The sequence below is a fragment of the Albibacterium bauzanense genome, assembly GCF_004339765.1.
GTDB lineage: Bacteria > Bacteroidota > Bacteroidia > Sphingobacteriales > Sphingobacteriaceae > Albibacterium > Albibacterium bauzanense.
Window position 1 is genome coordinate 706,610 of record NZ_SMGO01000002.1, and the last position, 18,400, is coordinate 725,009.

An 18,400-nucleotide genomic window follows, 5' to 3' on the forward strand; every position below is an offset into this window, starting at 1 on the left:
TAGTTTTTTCTTAATTTCAGGAATGCGTAAGTTGATAACAGTTGCACAGATCCGAGAGGCGGATGCTGATTGTTTGAAGGTTAAGGACCTTTCATCAATCAGTTTAATGGAAAGGGCTGCTGCTGCTTTCGTAAATGTGTTCTCTGGGTTAATACCTGAAAAATATCGAGCGATTTTGGTTTTATGTGGTACAGGTAATAATGGTGGAGATGGTTTGGCAATTGCTCGTTTATTGCAGTGTGATGGTTATTCTCGTATTCGGATATTGATTGTTCGTACGGGAAAGAAAGAGTCTGCTGATTTTTTACATAATCTCAGACGTTTGAAAGAAACACCTATTGAGTTTAAATATTGGGAAGGGGAGAATCTAGGAGAAATATCTGAAGATATTATTATTGATGCAATTCTAGGATCAGGTGTTAATAGATCACTTGGTAGTGATCTATTAAAGTTGGTTGAAACTATTAATAGGAGTGAGAAATATTTGATTGCAGTTGATTGTCCGACAGGGTTTTTATGTGAAGGCGAGCTGCCTTCACGTGGAGATGTTCTAGTAGCGAAGGATGTAGTTAGTTTTCAAAGACCTAAATTAAATTTCTTCTTTCCTGAATCCGCTGCTTTTTTACAAACTTTTCATGTTGTGGATATTGGTTTGCGTGAAGAGTTTATTGAATCGTGCCCTTCTGATTATTATTTGCTTGAAAGTTCTGATATTGTTAATATTTATCGTCAGCGGCAAAGTTTTAGCCATAAAGGAACCTTTGGTCATGCATTAATTTATGCAGGGAGCATAGGAAAAAGTGGAGCCGCTCTGCTTTGTGCAGAGGCGTGTATATATTCTGGGGCCGGTTTAACAAGTGTTTGTATTCCAGAGGAAGATAGGATCGCATTGCATACTCGTTTGCCTGAAGCCATGTATCTGAATATTGAAGATGCCTGGAAAATTGAGCGAAGGGCTGCCTTTTCTGCCATAGCGATTGGCCCAGGTTTAGGAAATAATACTTCATTAATAGAACAGATTATTAAAGAGACAAAAGTGCCCTTAGTTATTGATGCAGATGGATTAAACTATTTAGCTCTCAATCAATCTTTATTAGGACTTTTGCCGAAAAGAACTATTCTGACACCTCATATGAAAGAATTTGACAGGATATTTGGAGAATCAAGTTCTTGGTGGTCACGATTATTGTTGGCTATTAGAAAAGCCAAAGAGTATCAGATCATCATTGTTTTAAAGAATAGATATACCTTTATTATTTTGGAAGATGGCCGGGTTATGATTAATCCAACAGGAAGCCCTGCTATGGCTTCTGGGGGAATGGGAGATGCACTTACAGGAATTATTGTTTCCTTTATCGCACAAGGATATACATCAGAAGAGGCTTGTATATTGTCTTGCTATTTACATGGGAAAGCTGGTGATTCTTTAGCTGCTGCAGGCAGATCTCCGGTGTCTGCCACACAGCTTATTGCCAAGATGCCTTTTATTATCGGGGATATTAAGAATTAGTTTACAGGCGACTGAGCTGTTCTTGTAAAACAGCCCGTCGAGAGATATGATCTAGGGATACAAATTGATATTCATTTTCCAAAAGGCTTACAAGAAGGAGATATTTTTTGTAAAGGTGTATCTGTAAAGTAAATTCATCTTGTAGTCCGGCATATTCATCGATGAAGTAGCTTAACATATTTAATTCCTCTGGTTTGAGGTTTTTATTTTTTATCTTTTCCAGAAATTCATCTTCTGAAAGCATTAAGAGGTCGTTATCATCTAGCTGATAGTACTCTTTGAAAATAGCATAACTAATTTTCTTCGCTTCTTCTTCAGCGTCTTCAATAATTAAACGTTTTACTTTCGCTAAAACCTGGCTTAACTGCTGCATTTGTGCAGCTAATGAATCTCTTTTTAACATTTATATTATCAATTACCAGCCTCCACTAGCTCCACCGCCACCAAATCCACCACCACCGAAACCGCCAAATCCGCCACCACCACCGAAGCTTCCGCCTCCACCAAATCCACCACCTCTACCGCCGAAGCCACCACCACGATTTCCAAGACCCCCAAGCAGAGTCCACCATAGCAAATCAGAGCTTCCTCTACTACCAATTACTTTACCGCCACCTTTACCGTTGCCGTTATTTCCACCTTTAGAAATAATACTTACAATTATAAAGAAGATAACTACGAAGATAATTGTTGAGACACTTAACCCGTTATTGGTTTCTTTTGGCTTAGCCTTGTACTCACCCTTTGTATAAGCAATTAAAGAGTTTGTTGCATCATTTAATCCTGTAAAATAGTCCTGACGTGCGAACGCGGGCTTTATTTCATTGTTGATGATTTGGAAGGCTATGGCATCCGGTACAGCTCCTTCTACTCCATAACCTGTTTGTATAGTTACTTTTCTATCACCTAGCGATGCCAGGAGTAAAATACCACTATCATTTTCTTTTCCTCCTATTCCCCATTTTTGAGCTAAACGAACGGCATAGTCGGCTACTTCGTAATCTTGTAGAGATTGAATAAGTACAACAGCAATTTGAATAGTTGTAGAGTCGTCAAATGCAACAAGTTTATTTTCAAGCTGTTGTATTTGGTCAGGGCTTAAGGTATTTGTATAATCATTGACTAATCGGTTAGAGCGTTCTGGGAAATCATCCGCATAGCTAAGGTTGATTAAAAGAAGACTTAAAAATAAGGCACTAAAGAATTTTGATACTTTCATGGGTAGCTTAATAAAGCAGAGATCTTCAAGGTGTTTAGAAGTAAACAACTTCGTTTGGTAATTCATTTATATCATCGTCAGATCGTGGGAAAAAGGTTCTAAGCTGTGTGCCTGCACGATCTATACCGGCAATTAAACCTTCTGCAAATTGCTCCTTTTTGAACAATTCAGCCATGATATTCTTCGTTTCCTCCCAAAAGTTTTCTGGAACTTTTTTATTTATTCCTTCGTCACCTATAATAGCGAATTTGTGATCTTCAATAGCAAGATAGATTAGAACACCATTTTTTAACGCAGTTTTGTGCATATTTAGCTCACTAAATCGCTTGGCTGCTTGTGTTATTGCCTCGTTAGGACATTTTTTTTCAATACATATTCTAATTTCACCGGAAGTACGGTTCTCTGCCATGTTTATGGCATGCATAATCTTTTCTTCTTGTTGACTATTAAAGATTTTCATTTCTTAAAATTGAACGTCAGGGGCTTCATTAGCACCCGCTTCTGCTGTAAAAGATCCTTTTTGTTTAAAGCCAAATATACCCGCCATTAGGTTATTTGGAAATTGGCGAATCTCAGAGTTATATTGTTGTGTTGCTTCAATAAATGCACGTCTTTCTACAGATATTCTATTCTCAGTTCCTTCTAATTGAGCTTGTAGCTGTAAGAAGTTCTGATTCGCCTTAATATCCGGATAAGCTTCTACAGTAGCTAATAAACGGCCCAATGATTGCGACAAAGTTCCTTGTGCTTGTTGAAACTGTGCGATTGCTTCTGGCGTCAAGTTATTCGCATCTATGTTAATAGAAGTTGCTTTAGCGCGAGCTTCAACTACTTGCGTTAAAGTTTCTTGTTCAAAATTAGCTGCACCTTTGACTGTATTAACTAGATTTGGTATTAAATCTGCCCTTCTTTGATAGGCATTCTCAACTTGCGCCCATTTCGCTTTTACGTTTTCATCAAGTTGAACCATGGTGTTATAACCGCAAGAGCTTAATGATGTTATGGCAAGGAAGCCAATTAATCCAACTAATAGTTTTCTCATTGTTTCGTTTTTAAAGGATTAGTTTTCGGGTTGATTTTTACTATTTAACTTTTAACACACAAAAGTTATACCTTTGTTTCTTCCGAAGTAAAAATTCGGTCATACAATATGCAAAAAGTAATTGAATTAGCTATTATTCCCGAAAATATTTTTGATGAGAAACACCTTATACAACAAGCATCAGAAAAGCTAAGTATCTCATCTCAACGTATTAAGGCGGTCAAAATACATAAAAGATCAATTGATGCAAGGGGTAGAAGAGTGGTTTTTCGTATTCAATTAATTGTATATATTGATGAGGAAATATTTGTTCCTGTTTTTGAATTCAATCCGGAAAATGTGTCAGATGCCAAACCTGTTCTTATTATTGGAGCGGGACCTGCTGGCTTATTCGCAGCATTGCAATGTATAGAAGATGGAATGAAGCCTGTTATATTTGAGCGTGGCAAAGATGTAAAAAACAGACGTCGTGATTTAGCTGCATTGAATAAATTAGGTGTCGTAAATGCTGAATCTAATTATTGCTTTGGAGAAGGTGGTGCAGGTACTTATTCGGATGGTAAATTGTATACGCGCTCGAATAAGCGGGGGGATGTTCAAAAGGTGTTGGATCTTTTTGTATATCATGGAGCTTCGTCTGATATCCTGGTTGATGCTCGTCCACATATAGGAACCAATAAATTACCTCATATTATAGAGGACATTCGAAGGACAATCATATCTGCAGGAGGGGAGATTCATTTTGAAAAAAAAGTAATTGACATTGAAACGCAGTTTGGAAAAGTAAGAGGGCTTAGAATGGAATCTGGCGAAACAGTTCTTGCAGATTCTGTGATTGTAGCAACAGGACATTCAGCCCGTGATATTTATGAGTTGTTTCATCGAAAGAATTGGTTGTTGGAAGCTAAGCCATTCGCTTTAGGAGTTCGTATTGAACATCCTCAAGAACTAATTGATAAAGTGCAATATCATTGTGATATTAGAGGAGATTACTTGCCTCCGGCTTATTATAGTTTAGTAGAACAAATAGAACAGCGAGGGGTGTTTTCTTTTTGTATGTGTCCAGGCGGTGTAATAGCGCCTTGTGCTACGGCAGAAGGTGAGATTGTTGTAAATGGTTGGTCTCCTTCTAAACGAAACAATCCTTTTGCTAATTCAGGTACAGTTGTTCAGGTTAATTTAAATGATGTGGGGAACTCAGTTAATAATTCACTGGCGTTATTGAAGTTTCAGAAGTCAATAGAAGAAAAAGCATTTATTTTAGGCGGTGGCAGTCAAGTTGCCCCTGCTCAACGTATGATTGATTTTGTTGAGGGAAGGGTTTCCACGAATTTACCTTTAAATTCATACAAACCAGGAACGCGATCTGTTGATTTGAATGATGTGTTGCCTGATTTTATAGGGAATTCCTTGAAACAGGCTTTGCCTAAATTTGGGAAAAAGATGAAAGGATATTTTACGAATGAAGCCATCTTAGTTGGAGTAGAGTCAAGAACTTCGTCTCCAATCAGAATAGTAAGAGATTCTCAAACTCTTCAGCATCCACAGGTAAAAGGTCTTTACCCATGCGCTGAAGGTGCTGGTTATGCAGGTGGGATTGTTTCTGCGGCGATTGATGGGATGAACTGTGCAAAAGCGATAACAAAACTATAGAGGTATTTTATATGTTAATATGAAAAAACAGGAGGGTATAATGAAAAAGACGATGATAATAGGAGCTACGCCTAATATTGATCGATATGCACATAAAGCTGCAACAAGATTGGTTTATACTGGACATAAAATTGTTAATATTGGAATTAAGAAAGGTGAGGTGGCAGGTAAAGTAATAGAGAAAGCGGATAAGATTTATGATGATGTACATACAATCACGCTTTATATAGGCCCTCAAATTCAGAAGGAATATTATGATTATATTTTGCAGACTAAACCTAAACGATTAATATTTAACCCTGGTGCAGAAAACTCTGAATTGTACAAGTTGGCCGAAGAGAATGGCATTGAGGCAACCAATGCTTGTACTTTAGTTTTGTTAGCAAGCAACCAGTTTTAAGGAATTAAAATATTTCCATTAATTCTTTTAATTCAATAATTTGATGTTTAATATCTTTGGGGGTATTGACTCTATTAGGATTAAAGAAAATTGCGTCTATTCCGAAATTTTGTGCTCCACGAATATCGGCTTCTATACTATCTCCAATCATTATACTTTCGCTTTTTTCTGCCAAAGCTCCTGTGAGTGCATAATTAAAAATCTCGGGGTGAGGTTTGTGCACACCTATATTCTCTGATATAATAATTTGAGAAAAATACTTAGCTATGCCTGTGGTTGCCACTTTGGTTTCTGAAGCTTTTTTAAAGCCATTTGAGATTAGATGGAGTACATATTTATTTTGAAGGTATTCCAATACTTCAATGGCATATGGAAATAGATTTGTTTTTTTGGGGCATAGATTTAAGTAATCCTCTTCGAATTGTGAGGGGAATAAGGATGATTCAATACCTAAATCTGTGAATGTATTAATAAATCTAGCTGCTCTTAATTGATCTTTTGTTATCTCTCCCATATGATACTGAGACCATAATTGGTGGTTGTTCTTAGTATAGACCTCTATAAAAATATCAGAAGAGGAGAGGCCTAATTCTTTGAATTTATAAATTTCAAAGAGTTCAGTAAGTGCTTCTCCAGCATTTTTATCAAAATCCCATAGGGTATGATCTAGATCAAAGAATAAATGTTTTTTAGATTTAAATGATAGACTCATCGCTTTTCACCTTTTCCACCATAAGCAAGATCTCCTGCATCTCCTAACCCTGGAACGATATAGGCCTTGCTGGTTAATTCAGCATCAACTGCACCTATCCAGAAAGAAGCATTTGGCAAGAAAGCTTTCGCATGCTCTAACCCCGCTTCACTTGCGATTGCAGATACAACATGAAGTTTCTTAATTTTGTATTGAGCAAATAATTCTTTACATACAAGAACCATACTTTTGCCAGTTGCCAGCATCGCATCTGAAATGATAACTGTACGGCCGTTAAGATCAGGAGTGGTTTGATATTCTTTATAAATTTCAAATTCCCCACTCTTTCTTGTCTTGCGATAAGTAGCTATAAAGGCACAATCAGATTGGTCAAAGATATTTAATAAGCCTTGATGTAATGGTAACCCAGCTCTTAAAATAGTAGCTAATATGGGATTTTGTATTAATAGCTGCGTTTTGGCCTCCCCTAACGGTGTAGTAGTGTTTTTAATCTCGTAAGAAAGTGTTTTACTGATTTCATAAGCAAATATTTCACCTATTCTTTCCAGATTCTTGCGGAAGCGCATTTGATCATTTTGAATATCAACATCCCTTAGTTCTGCAAGAAAGTGATTTGCAATACTATTTGTATCAGTTAATATATGGATCATAGGACAAAAATAGATTAATTGCTGACTATATTATCTTTAAATTTGTAAAACAATTTATTCCTCTTTAAGTTTTGGTTACACATGGAATTCAAAATCACTTCAGAATATCAACCTACTGGTGATCAGCCAGAGGCTATAAGACAGTTAGTTGAAGGTGTAAATACCGGCGATCATTATCAGAATTTGTTGGGGGTTACGGGCTCTGGCAAAACCTTTACAATCGCTAATGTAATTCAGCAGACACAGAAGCCAACACTTATTTTAAGCCATAACAAAACACTCGCCGCACAGTTATATGGGGAGTTTAAGCAGTTTTTCCCAGAGAATTCGGTTAACTACTTTGTCTCTTATTATGATTACTATCAGCCAGAGGCATATATTGCTACCTCAAATACTTATATAGAAAAAGATCTGGCTATAAATGATGAGATTGAAAAATTACGTTTAAAGACGACTTCTTCCTTAATGTCTGGGAGGAGAGATCTTATTGTTGTTTCTTCAATCTCTTGTATTTATGGAATGGGGAATCCGGAAGATTTTTCTCGTATGGTATTTAGATTTGCCGTTGGAACAGTAATCTCTCGCAATTCTTTTCTTCATAGACTTGTTGAGATCTTATATACCAGGACAACTTTAGAGTTTAAACGGGGTACATTTAGGGTGAAGGGAGATATTGTGGATGTTTATCCTGCTTATATGGATGAAGCCTATCGTATTTCTTTTTTTGGAGATGAGATTGAAGAGTTGGCAGTGATTGATCCGGATAGTGGAAAGACACTAGAGAAAATGACTGATCTTGCTTTATTCCCTGCAAACTTGTTTGTTACTCCTCGTGAACGGTTTACTGAATCTATTTGGAATATTCAAGAAGAGTTGATGTTACGTAAAGAACAACTTATTGGTGATGGAAGAATGCTTGAAGCAAAACGTTTAGAAGAACGAGTAAATTATGATCTGGAGATGATGCGTGAGCTTGGTTATTGTAGCGGGATAGAGAATTATTCCAGGTTTTTTGATGGGAGACAGCCAGGCATGCGCCCGTTCTGTTTATTAGATTATTTTCCTGATGATTATTTAATGGTAATTGATGAAAGCCATGTTACTGTTCCTCAGATTCGAGCGATGTATGGTGGCGATCGGTCAAGAAAGTTGTCATTAGTTGAATATGGCTTCCGTTTACCTGCTGCGCTGGATAATCGACCTTTAAATTTCCCTGAATTTGAAGCTTTGGCCCCTCAAACCATTTATGTAAGTGCTACTCCAGGTGATTATGAACTACAACAGACTGAAGGAGTTGTAGTAGAGCAAGTTATTCGCCCAACGGGTTTACTTGATCCACGAATAGAGATTCGGCCGATTGTTAATCAAGTAGATGATCTACTGGATGAGATTGATAAGACTGTTAAGGAGGGTGGAAGAATATTAGTGACGACTTTAACTAAGCGCATGTCTGAAGAGTTAACTAAATACATGGCTCGGTTAGGTGTAAAAGTACGTTATATACATTCAGAGATAAAAACTTTTGAGAGGGTAGAAATCCTTCGGGGATTGCGTTTAGGCGAATTTGACGTTTTAGTAGGAATTAACTTGTTAAGAGAAGGACTTGATTTGCCTGAAGTTACTTTAGTCACAATTTTAGATGCCGATAAAGAAGGTTTTTTAAGGTCGGAGCGCTCATTAATTCAGACGATAGGTCGTGCTGCGAGGAATGAGAAGGGAAGAGTGATTATGTATGCTGACAGTATAACAAAAAGTATGCAGATTACTATCGAGGAAACAGACCGACGTCGGGAAAAACAGATAGCTTATAATGAGTTGCATGGTATTGTTCCACGAACAGTTGGAAAGTCACGTGAGGAAATTATAGGACAAACCTCTGTAGCTGATTTTAAAGGTGGTATAGCGAAAGCATATGCCGGACCAGATGATGCTAGTTTAGCTGCTGACCCGGTAATTCAATATATGGATAAGCCGCAGTTGCAAAAAGCATTTGAGAATGCACAGAAGCAGATGCAGAAATCTGCAAAGGCAATGGACTTCTTAGAGGCTGCCAAATACCGTGACGAAATGTTTGCTCTGGAGAAAGTTATGAAGGAAAGATATTCTTAGGATGTAACTTCTTCAATCTTCATAACAATATCTGCTATATTTATTTCATTATGCGAGCTATTGTAGATACACTCTTGGTTATATATTAATAGAACTTGTGGAGATTCATGCTTTACTTTCCAAAGTTCTGAAACCTGATTAGAGAGTTCACGAAATTTTATTAAATCAAGAAAATACGTTTGTATATTTTCAGGTAATAATACAGCTTCTAATTCTATGTTTCGTTTTGCCATGCTGCTTACGGGGCAGCGAGTACTGTGTTTGAAAATCAATATAGGTTTAGAATGAGTATTAATATCTTCTAATTGATTAATGGAGTCTAATGGTATCCAGTTCATGATTATAGATTCTTGAATTTTGAAATTTCAACATTTAATAAGGCGGCGACAATGGGATATTGAAAAACTGTACCGCTAATCTTATCTGTAAATTGTGTGGCTAAGGTTAGTCCTCCACCGACGTCTTTAACTCTTGAGCTAAGAAATTCATGTGTTTTTTCATGTTCTTTATCGAAAGTTTCCCACTTGTTAATTATCCCTGTTTGGGAGTCAATATATAGTTTTGCAGATTCAGATTTATTGTTCGACAGATCTACTCCTAGTATAAAATATTTTTTTAAATCAATAATTACAGGATCTTGAACAATAGGCTTAAGGCTTTTATTTGCTATTTGAATAGGTGTAAATAACAAATAAGAATCTTCTTTGAAAAGTTGGGTAATGCTTTCTAACAATTCCAAATTTTGAGTTTTTTCATTATTTAAAAATACTTCTCCCGTATCATTTTGTGTATTGAATAATACTGTTAAAGAGTCACCACCCTCCGTTTTCCCTTCGAATCTACAGTCTTTCGTTTCCCAATCATATATATAGGTACGTTCTTCCTGGATTTCAGAGTGATCTTCATTAATGCAGCTAAACATTATATAGCGTGCATCTCTTAGAGATTTTTCACCACCTATCCCTTCTAGCAGCTTATTTATTGCAGTAATTTGTTCTTGACCATTTGATTTGAGAGAGATGGAATTGAGCAGAAAAAGAAAAGCCAGGAATATTGATGTTCTTTTATTGCACATGATATTTAATTCTTTTAAACAATTAAAATCTTATATCTAGTCAAAGATAGAGTAAATTTTAATAAAAGAGATTTTGGATTATTTAATTAGATCGGAGGAAATCTTTGCCATTTGAATAGCCGTAATTGCAGCTTCTTCTCCTTTATTACCATGTATTCCGCCTGCGCGATCCTCGGCTTGTTGTTGATTGTCTGTTGTTAGAACACCGAAAATTACAGGTTTGCTATATTTTAATGAGACATTAGTAATTCCATTTGCAACCGCATTGCATATGAAGTCGAAGTGACGCGTTTCTCCTTGTATCACACATCCTAAACATATAACAGCGTCAATTGATGCATCTTGTAATAGAATATCTGCACCAGAGGTAAGCTCAAAACTTCCAGGTACCTGGATCGTCTTAATATTATCCTGTTTAGCTCCTTTATCTAATAGGAGCTGGTAGGCACCATCATAGAGAGAGCCTGTTACGGCAGCATTCCATTGGGCAACAACAATCCCAAATGTGAATGCTTCAGCAGAATAAGCCTTTAAGTGCGTGAAATCTGACAGGCTTTTAAGATGAGTTGCCATTTTATAAATTAATTACAAGTGTGCTTCTGCGCGTGCTATGTAGGTATCTACCATAGAAGCTTCTTGACTTTGAGGAAATTGACTTTTAATTTTATTATAAGCATCTAGGGCTCCTTGGAAATCATTTTGAGCCTCACATACCAAGCCTAGTTTCTTCAAAAATAAAGGGGATGTAAAATCATTTGCCTTTATATCTGCAGCTTTTTTGTATTGGGTGGCAGCTTGTTTATAATCTTTTAATTCCGAGTAGGCATCACCTAAGAGACCGATAACTAGTGGATCTAAGATTGGACTACCTGTTGAGGTGTAATTTTCAAGAGCATTTATAGCATCTTGATATTGACCTTGACGTAAATAAAGTCCTCCAAGATAAGCATTAGCAATATTTGCTGAGGGAGTATTTGAATATTCCGCTGCGATCTGTTCAAAACCGGGATATGAACCGTCCCCATTTATAGCAAGCTTCTGTAAAGAGTCTATTTGTGCATAGCTTTCTGCTTTAAAAATCTCATTACTAGCCTTCTCAGCACGTGGTGCTAAGTAAAGTTGCTGATAGCCAAAATATAGTAGAACTAATACTACAATACCTAGAGCAATAAAACCTAGACTCTTTTCATTTTCTTTAATGAAGCTTCTTTCTCCGCCATGGTGGATAGTTGAAGTTGCTACTTTTTTATTTTTTTGTTGTGTTGACATTTCTTAAAATAAATTCGGACTGCAAAAATACATTTTTACAGCGTACAAACAAGAAACTTAGATAAGTTTATATGCTAAAGTGATGATTTTAATGTTATTGTACTAGAAAGATCGAATGTTAAATGTCTAAAAGTACACAAAATAGAATATATTATTTCACTAATTAAAAAAACTATCTTTGTTTCTTATGTGGATTAAGCACCTTTCTGCCCTAAATTTTAAAAACTATGCTGAATTTGCCATTGATTTCTCCTCGGGAGTAAATGCTTTTTCTGGCGATAATGGTGCTGGAAAAACTAACCTATTAGATGCGATTCATTATCTGTCTTTATGTAAGAGTTATTTTAACCCAATAGATTCTCAGCAAATTAAACATGGGAATGATTTTTTTATGCTTCAAGGAATTTTCAGGAGGAATGAGGAAGAGGATACAGTTTCTTGTAGTTTAAAAAGAAATCAAAAGAAACAGTTCAAGCGTAATAAAAAGGAATATTCGCGATTGGCAGATCATATAGGATTATTTCCCTTGGTAATGATATCTCCTAATGATTCCATTCTAATTACTGAGGGTAGTGAAGAGAGAAGAAGGTTTATCGATAATGTGATTTCTCAAACAGACAGTCATTATCTGGATTTATTGATAAGTTATAATCGTATTCTTCAAAACAGAAATGGTTTATTGAAACAGCATAAACAAGGGTCTTTTGATTTGGATTTATTATCGGTTTATGATGCCCAGCTAATAGAGCCAGGTAATAAAATATATATGCAGCGTAAGCTTTTTATGGAGTCTTTCACAAAATTGTTTAATAAACATTATTCGTTTTTGACAGACAACGCTGAGCCGGTCACACTTTTCTATGAATCTCAGTTAAATAAGAGTAATTTTCTTGATCTGCTTAATCAATCTGCTGAAAGAGATCAGATCTTAGAACGTACAACTTCAGGAATTCATAAAGATGATTTGATTTTTACGGTGAATGATATGCCCTTAAAGAAGTTTGGATCACAAGGGCAGCAGAAGTCTTTTTTGATAGCGTTAAAATTGGCTCAGTATAATTATCTGGTAAACAAAAAAGGATATAAACCATTACTTCTTTTGGATGATATCTTTGATAAACTAGATGATAAACGAATAAAACGACTCATGGAAATGGTGTCTCAAGATGAATTTGGCCAGATATTTATTACTCATACTAACCTGGATAGAATTAAGGAGATCTTTAAAAACATTCCTTGTGATTTGCGTACTTTTGAAGTTACTATGGGAGCGATTAGTGAAACATCGAGTGAATTATGATTAAGAGGAATAATGATAAAACGCTGAAAGAGGCTATAGAGCAAATGCTGGATGTTTATCGCTTGCGAAAGAAATTCGATGAAACCGCTCTTATTGCTGCTTGGCCAGAACTCATGGGAAATGCAATTGCAAGTAGAACCACGCAGATTTATATTGCAGATAAAAAGCTATTTATACGCATTGAATCTTCTGTTATTAAAAATGAATTAATGATGATGAAAAGCCAGATTCTTGAAAAACTAAATGATAGGGCTGGTAAAGAAGTTATTACTTCGATTGTAATTCTGTAATGATTAAGTCTAATACCTGTGTAGGATTAGTATTGTGAGCGTCTATTGTTAGTTTCGCTTTCTTATAAAAGCCTGCTCGCTCTTCTAGTTTCTTAGTTATAAAATCTAATATTTCATCTTCACTTTTTCCTTGCAGTAAAGGCCTGTTTTGTATTTCCTTCCCAGAAAGACGTTTTAGAAGTGCCTTAGGAGGAAGCTGCAGATAAATCGTTATCCCTCTTTCATTCATCCATTGCAGGTTTTCATTAAAACAAGGTGTACCTCCTCCGGTTGAAACAATCATTCCCTGGTTAAAGGGAATAGTCTTTAATGTGTTAGTTTCAAATTGTCTAAATGAATCTTCTCCATGCAAGGAGAAATAGTCAGATATGTCCATTCCTGACCTTTCTACAATTAAATGGTCCAGATCAATAAAGGGAAGGTTACTTGCTTTTGATAGCTTTTTCCCCACTGTAGTTTTTCCGGACCCCATAAATCCTATAAGGAATATAGGACAATTCAAATTCTGTTTTGATGTGTGATCAATATGGAACATGGAATTAATTTTGAATAAGGTACTTGTCAGCTAACTTCTGTGCAGATGGAATAATATGGAAATTCCATTTTTTGATGACCGTTCCATTTTTCAATAACATTAATCCTGGATTTGACCGAACCATACTTTTCAATGGTATCGCATCAACAAAGAAAACTTCTGAGAACAACTCAAAGTCTGAAGTAGCATCTTCTACAGCCTGCATGGAGCTGGCAGTTAGTAAAACAGTACGAATTCTATAGTCCTCTGCGGCAGATTGTGCAAGTTCATTAAGTTTTCTTAGACCATCCAAATTTGTGCTATTTATATCGTAAGCTACAATAATGAGATTATAATCCGGATTTTCAATAATCTCATTCGTATGATCTACGCCACTTACATCACTAATAATAAGATCGCTGATTGGTATTTGATAGCCTTTTTTGATTAATCTTGTTTCAGGATCACCCACAATTTCCCAAGACTGATCTTTCCATATTTCATCTTGCAAATATTCTTTATCGCCAACTTTCTTCGTTTCATTGGTTTCTTTATTCTTTAGAACGTATATAGTTTCATATTCATCGAGTGACTCTCCTTCCGGAATTGTCATTAATGAAGGTAAATTGTTCCCTACTTTATAAGGAAGAAAATCGATAATAGGTAAAAAGTTATAAGTATAAACTCCAAACCCAATAGAGATGACAACAATGCAAGTAGTTAAAATAGATTGGGTATAAAAATCTTTAATAAGTGGTTTAATATGTTCTTTGTAGTAAAATAGGATACCGATTAGGGCTAATAAAACACAGTCTTTCGCGAATGATTCCCAAGGGGTTAATGGAATTGCGTCTCCGAAACATCCACAAGAGGTTACAACCTCAAAGAAGGCGGAGTAAAAAGTTAAAAATGTAAAGAAAATAATAAGCAACAGAATACCCCAAATTGTTTTCTTGCTCCAAAAACCAAATAGTAATAATGCTCCTAATATTATCTCGAGACTGCATATAGCTATTGCTATCGCCACTGAATAATCATTTAAGAAATTGAGTTTAAATACGCCAAAGTATTCAACTAACTTATAACTAAATCCGATAGGGTCGTTCGCTTTGATAAGGCCAGAGAAAATGAAGAGTATGGATACAATTAAACGGACAATCCATATCATATAAAAGGTTTTTTTGGAGGTAGAGCTCATTGTTTTAACTTTGAAGAGTTGTTTTCAATCTGATAAGAGCAAATACGGCATAGTTTAGCATGTCTTGATAATTAGCAGATATGCCTTCTGATGCTAAGGTCTCTCCTTTATTATCTTCTATTTGTTTTACTCTTAATATTTTCATTAAGATTAGATCAGTCAAGGAACTAATTCGCATGTCTCGCCAAGCTTCGCCGTAATCATGGTTCTTTGCCATCATTAGATTATACGCTTCATTTACCTTTTTATCGTATTCTGCTTCAAGTAGTTCGAGGCTTAGTGTCTCGTTATCTCCATCTTCACCTAATTCTATCTGTATAAGTGCAATTACACAATAGTTAACGATTCCAATAAATTCAGATGGAATATCTTCATCAACTTTTGAAACTCTTTTTACTTCTAATGTCCGGATTCTTTGTGCCTTAATGAACAATTGGTCTGTTATAGAGGATAATCTTAAAATACGCCAGGCTGTTCCATAATCTTTTGCCTTTTTTAAAAACAGCTCTTTGCATTGTTTTATAGCTTGGTTATATTCCGCAGTAGTATCTTTCATTTTATCTTAATCCAATAATATTTTAAGGCATTTGGCACTTTCTTCACAAAATTACCGGAATATACTTAATTTAGCGAACACATATTGAATTTTATTATTGTGTATAGTCCAGAAGTCTCCACTATAAATGTGGGTCATAGATTACTCAGTCTAGTTGACCCTCTGGTTATGGGAGTTATTAATATTACACCTGATTCATTTTTTGATGGAGGCAGGTATTCGCAAACTGATAGAGCTCTTCAACAAGCAGAAAAGCTCCTGAAAGAAGGTGCCGATATATTGGACATCGGAGCATATTCATCCAGGCCCAATGCTGCAGATATAAGTGAAGAGGAGGAAATAAATCGCCTTCTGCCTCTTGTTGAATTATTAAAGAAAGAGCACCCTGAATGTGTAATTTCAGTAGACACTTTTCGATCAAAGGTGGCCGAAGCGGCAGTTCAACATGGAGTTCATATAGTTAATGATATTTCAGGAGGAGGTCTTGATGATAATATGTTTGAAACTGTTGGCAGATTGCAGGTTCCTTATATATTAATGCATATGCGCGGTACACCAAAGAGTATGCAAGGTCTCACTCAATATGAAGATGTGGTAGCAGATATCTGTTCATATTTTGTTGATAGAATTAATAAACTGCGTTCTTTTGGTGTAAAAGATATCATCTTGGATCCTGGTCCGGGGTTTGCAAAAACGATTGAACAGAACTTTGAAACAATTAATCGTTTTTCCGAATTTGGTATTTTTGGATTGCCTTTATTGGGTGCAATTTCTAGAAAGTCAATGATATATAATACATTAGAAATAAGTTCACAAGATGCCTTAAATGGAACAACAGTATTAAATACAATTTTAATATTAAATGGTGCTAAGATATTACGTGTTCATGATGTTAAGGAGGCTAAGGAAACAATTTTATTAGTTAGAAAATTAAAAGAACGATCTAAATAAGATTTATGGAAATTATTGAACGACCCTTTGATGATTGCTTTCTCTTAAAGCCGTTTATTATAGAAGATGAACGCGGCTATTTCTTTGAAAGTTTCAATACTCAGAAATTTAAAGATGTCACTGGTATTTCTACGAACTTCGTTCAAGATAATCAATCTTATTCTTCATATGGGGTGATCAGAGGGTTACATGCACAAGCGAATGAATTTGCGCAGGCAAAACTTGTACGAGTTTTACAGGGAGAGGTTTTAGATGTGATTGTTGATGCGCGTAAAGGAAGTCCAAGTTTTGGGAAGTCCTATTCTGTGAAATTGAGTGCAGACAATAAGTTCCAGTTATTTATACCGAGAGGATTTTATCATGGATTTGCAGTTTTAAGTGAAACTGCCGAATTTTTTTATAAATGCGATAATTTTTATAATAAATCATCTGAAAGAGGTGTATTTTATGCAGATCCTTTATTGAATATTGATTGGATTATTAACGAAGAAGATAGAGTTGTAGCGAAGAAAGATTTAGATTTATCTCATTTTAATGAAAATAGCTCGCTATGAAAAAGGTAATTGTATTAGGCGGAGGTGGACAGCTAGCTCAATGCATACAGAATGTTGAGAAGGTAGATCTAGATATAGTATATCTTAATTCTACGCAAGCCAATATTCTGGAGGAAGGGCATTTGCGTGAGGTGTTTAAAAGTTATCAACCAGAGGTTGTGGTTAATTGTGCTGCTTATACGGCCGTTGACATGGCTGAAGATGAACTTCTGAAGGCAGCAGCAATAAATTCTCAGGCCCCAAAACTAATTGCACAGCTTTGTATGGAGTATGATGCTATTTTAATTCATATTTCAACTGACTTTGTTTTTGATGGTACAAAAACGACCCCTCTGACAGAGGAAGATTTCCCTAATCCTATTAGTACTTATGGGAAAACAAAATTATTAGGAGAGGAAGCTATTATAGCGACATTAGATAAGCATGTTATTATAAGGACAAGCTGGCTGTATTCTGAATTCGGTAATAATTTTCTAAAGACAATGATGCGTTTGGGTTTAGAAAGGAAAGAAATGGGAATCGTGTTTGATCAATTAGGTACACCAACATATGCGATGGATTTAGCTAATGTTATTATTGAAATTGCTCAATTAGAAAACCCAGCTTATGGACTGTATCATTATAGTAATGAAGGCGCGGCTTCGTGGTATGATTTTGCTCATTCGATATTTAAATACGCAAATATCAATATTCAATTGAAACCAATCCGCACGTTTCAATATCCAACAAAAGCTACTCGGCCTGCTTATTCTGTAATGGATAAAACAAAAATTAAAGAAACTTTTGGAATAACTATTCCTCATTGGCTTGATAGTTTAGAGCGTTGTATAAAGAATATATGAGCGATTTGTCTTGGAAGATATTAGATTCAACTTATTTAGTTAAGGCTCCTTGGGCGGTCTTGAGAAAAGATGTTTGTCAAATGCCATCTGGTTATGTGGTTCCGGAATATTATGTATTAGAATATCCTAATTGGGTAAATGCAGTGGCTATAACAGCCGACAATCAATTTATATTAGTAAGACAATATCGACACGGAGTTGCTTCTACAGTTTTAGAGATACCTGGAGGCGTGATTGATGATGGAGAAAACGAACTTGAAGCAGTTAAACGAGAATTATTAGAGGAAACAGGATATAGCTTTGATTCATTTGAAGAGATTTGCGAGTTGTTTCCTAATCCGGCAACAAGCAATAATATAACCACTACATATTTAGCAAAGGGTGGAGTAAAGTTGCAGAATCAACAATTAGACTTACAGGAAGAGATTCAATTAGTTTTGGTTTCTCCTGAAGAGTTAAAAGAATTATTATTTGAAAACAAGTTCGGACAGGCACTACATACAGCTGCTCTATTTTATGCGCTTCGGCGATTGGGGATGCTTTCTTAATGGTTTTC

The 18,400-nt window shown here is 35.7% G+C and carries 23 protein-coding genes; 10 read left to right on the forward strand and 13 right to left on the reverse strand.

Going from position 1 to position 18,400, the window contains the following annotated elements; genetic code table 11:
* The first annotated feature begins 22 nt into the window (after positions 1 to 22).
* Complete coding sequence (locus C8N28_RS09020) at positions 23 to 1,510, forward strand: NAD(P)H-hydrate dehydratase (RefSeq protein WP_132224046.1); 1,488 nt, start codon at positions 23 to 25, stop codon at positions 1,508 to 1,510.
* Between the two features lies 1 nt (position 1,511).
* Here the strand turns inward: C8N28_RS09020 and C8N28_RS09025 are convergent, their stop codons facing one another.
* Genes C8N28_RS09025 through C8N28_RS09040 form a run of 4 tightly spaced genes read right to left on the reverse strand, consistent with a single transcriptional unit; the run spans position 1,512 to position 3,771 of the window.
* Entirely contained in the window at positions 1,512 to 1,913 is a 402-nt protein-coding gene (locus C8N28_RS09025) for a hypothetical protein (protein WP_132224048.1), read from the reverse strand.
* A gap of 12 nt (positions 1,914 to 1,925) precedes the next feature.
* Complete coding sequence (locus C8N28_RS09030) at positions 1,926 to 2,729, reverse strand: TPM domain-containing protein (RefSeq protein WP_132224050.1); 804 nt, start codon at positions 2,727 to 2,729, stop codon at positions 1,926 to 1,928.
* Positions 2,730 to 2,763: 34 nt separating this feature from the next.
* On the reverse strand, positions 2,764 to 3,189 hold the full coding sequence (locus C8N28_RS09035) for a TPM domain-containing protein (protein WP_132224052.1): 426 nt from the start codon (positions 3,187 to 3,189) through the stop codon (positions 2,764 to 2,766).
* Positions 3,190 to 3,192: 3 nt separating this feature from the next.
* Positions 3,193 to 3,771, reverse strand: a complete 579-nt coding sequence (locus tag C8N28_RS09040) for a LemA family protein (protein WP_132224054.1) — start codon at positions 3,769 to 3,771, stop codon at positions 3,193 to 3,195.
* Between the two features lie 108 nt (positions 3,772 to 3,879).
* Here C8N28_RS09040 and C8N28_RS09045 point away from each other — a divergent pair, with 108 nt between their 5' ends.
* Positions 3,880 to 5,424, forward strand: a complete 1,545-nt coding sequence (locus C8N28_RS09045; RefSeq protein ID WP_132224056.1) for an NAD(P)/FAD-dependent oxidoreductase — start codon at positions 3,880 to 3,882, stop codon at positions 5,422 to 5,424.
* 40 nt (positions 5,425 to 5,464) lie between these two features.
* Positions 5,465 to 5,824 carry a CoA-binding protein gene (locus C8N28_RS09050; RefSeq protein WP_132224952.1) on the forward strand — a complete coding sequence of 120 codons (360 nt, stop codon included), beginning with the start codon at positions 5,465 to 5,467 and terminating at the stop codon, positions 5,822 to 5,824.
* A gap of 4 nt (positions 5,825 to 5,828) precedes the next feature.
* Here the strand turns inward: C8N28_RS09050 and C8N28_RS09055 are convergent, their stop codons facing one another.
* Positions 5,829 to 6,536 (reverse strand): YjjG family noncanonical pyrimidine nucleotidase, encoded by a 708-nt coding sequence (locus C8N28_RS09055; protein WP_132224058.1) that lies wholly within the window; start codon positions 6,534 to 6,536, stop codon positions 5,829 to 5,831.
* Positions 6,533 to 7,186, reverse strand: coding sequence for a uracil phosphoribosyltransferase (gene upp / locus C8N28_RS09060; RefSeq protein ID WP_132224060.1), 654 nt, complete (start codon positions 7,184 to 7,186; stop codon positions 6,533 to 6,535). The genes C8N28_RS09055 and upp overlap by 4 nt, the downstream gene beginning before the upstream one ends.
* An 81-nt stretch (positions 7,187 to 7,267) precedes the next feature.
* Here upp and uvrB point away from each other — a divergent pair, with 81 nt between their 5' ends.
* The gene (uvrB, locus tag C8N28_RS09065; RefSeq protein ID WP_132224062.1) at positions 7,268 to 9,295 is read left to right on the forward strand and encodes an excinuclease ABC subunit UvrB; all 2,028 of its coding nucleotides are present in this window, start codon (positions 7,268 to 7,270) and stop codon (positions 9,293 to 9,295) included.
* Here the strand turns inward: uvrB and ytxJ are convergent.
* From ytxJ to C8N28_RS09085, 4 genes are all read right to left on the reverse strand, one after another.
* Complete coding sequence (gene ytxJ, locus C8N28_RS09070) at positions 9,292 to 9,633, reverse strand: bacillithiol system redox-active protein YtxJ (protein ID WP_132224064.1); 342 nt, start codon at positions 9,631 to 9,633, stop codon at positions 9,292 to 9,294. The genes uvrB and ytxJ overlap by 4 nt on opposite strands.
* 2 nt (positions 9,634 to 9,635) lie before the next feature.
* Positions 9,636 to 10,370 carry a hypothetical protein gene (locus tag C8N28_RS09075; RefSeq protein WP_132224066.1) on the reverse strand — a complete coding sequence of 245 codons (735 nt, stop codon included), beginning with the start codon at positions 10,368 to 10,370 and terminating at the stop codon, positions 9,636 to 9,638.
* A gap of 78 nt (positions 10,371 to 10,448) precedes the next feature.
* A complete protein-coding gene (gene ribH, locus C8N28_RS09080; protein WP_132224068.1) occupies positions 10,449 to 10,943 on the reverse strand; it encodes a 6,7-dimethyl-8-ribityllumazine synthase in 495 nt (164 codons plus the stop codon).
* A 12-nt stretch (positions 10,944 to 10,955) separates the two neighbouring features.
* A complete protein-coding gene (locus C8N28_RS09085; RefSeq protein WP_132224070.1) occupies positions 10,956 to 11,639 on the reverse strand; it encodes a tetratricopeptide repeat protein in 684 nt (227 codons plus the stop codon).
* A gap of 187 nt (positions 11,640 to 11,826) precedes the next feature.
* Between C8N28_RS09085 and recF the strand changes: the two genes are divergently transcribed.
* The gene (gene recF / locus C8N28_RS09090) at positions 11,827 to 12,939 is read left to right on the forward strand and encodes a DNA replication/repair protein RecF (protein ID WP_132224072.1); all 1,113 of its coding nucleotides are present in this window, start codon (positions 11,827 to 11,829) and stop codon (positions 12,937 to 12,939) included.
* Entirely contained in the window at positions 12,939 to 13,229 is a 291-nt protein-coding gene (locus C8N28_RS09095; RefSeq protein ID WP_132224954.1) for a DUF721 domain-containing protein, read from the forward strand. The genes recF and C8N28_RS09095 overlap by 1 nt, the downstream gene beginning before the upstream one ends.
* Here C8N28_RS09095 and C8N28_RS09100 read toward each other — a convergent pair.
* From C8N28_RS09100 to C8N28_RS09110, 3 genes are read right to left on the reverse strand one after another with little or no spacing between them, the layout of a single operon-like run.
* Positions 13,207 to 13,764, reverse strand: coding sequence for a shikimate kinase (locus C8N28_RS09100; protein ID WP_132224074.1), 558 nt, complete (start codon positions 13,762 to 13,764; stop codon positions 13,207 to 13,209). The genes C8N28_RS09095 and C8N28_RS09100 overlap by 23 nt on opposite strands.
* Before the next feature lie 4 nt (positions 13,765 to 13,768).
* The gene (locus C8N28_RS09105; RefSeq protein ID WP_246012784.1) at positions 13,769 to 14,911 is read right to left on the reverse strand and encodes a BT_3928 family protein; all 1,143 of its coding nucleotides are present in this window, start codon (positions 14,909 to 14,911) and stop codon (positions 13,769 to 13,771) included.
* A gap of 34 nt (positions 14,912 to 14,945) precedes the next feature.
* The gene (locus C8N28_RS09110; protein WP_132224078.1) at positions 14,946 to 15,497 is read right to left on the reverse strand and encodes a DUF1599 domain-containing protein; all 552 of its coding nucleotides are present in this window, start codon (positions 15,495 to 15,497) and stop codon (positions 14,946 to 14,948) included.
* A gap of 168 nt (positions 15,498 to 15,665) precedes the next feature.
* On the opposite strand from C8N28_RS09110, the gene folP reads away from it, so the two are divergent.
* Genes folP through C8N28_RS09130 form a run of 4 tightly spaced genes read left to right on the forward strand, consistent with a single transcriptional unit; the run spans position 15,666 to position 18,392 of the window.
* The gene (folP, locus tag C8N28_RS09115) at positions 15,666 to 16,448 is read left to right on the forward strand and encodes a dihydropteroate synthase (protein WP_132224080.1); all 783 of its coding nucleotides are present in this window, start codon (positions 15,666 to 15,668) and stop codon (positions 16,446 to 16,448) included.
* A gap of 5 nt (positions 16,449 to 16,453) precedes the next feature.
* A complete protein-coding gene (gene rfbC / locus C8N28_RS09120) occupies positions 16,454 to 17,002 on the forward strand; it encodes a dTDP-4-dehydrorhamnose 3,5-epimerase (RefSeq protein ID WP_132224082.1) in 549 nt (182 codons plus the stop codon).
* Complete coding sequence (gene rfbD / locus C8N28_RS09125; RefSeq protein WP_132224084.1) at positions 16,999 to 17,844, forward strand: dTDP-4-dehydrorhamnose reductase; 846 nt, start codon at positions 16,999 to 17,001, stop codon at positions 17,842 to 17,844. Before rfbC ends, rfbD begins: the two co-directional genes overlap by 4 nt.
* On the forward strand, positions 17,841 to 18,392 hold the full coding sequence (locus C8N28_RS09130; RefSeq protein WP_132224086.1) for an NUDIX hydrolase: 552 nt from the start codon (positions 17,841 to 17,843) through the stop codon (positions 18,390 to 18,392). The genes rfbD and C8N28_RS09130 overlap by 4 nt, the downstream gene beginning before the upstream one ends.
* Positions 18,393 to 18,400: the final 8 nt, after the last annotated feature.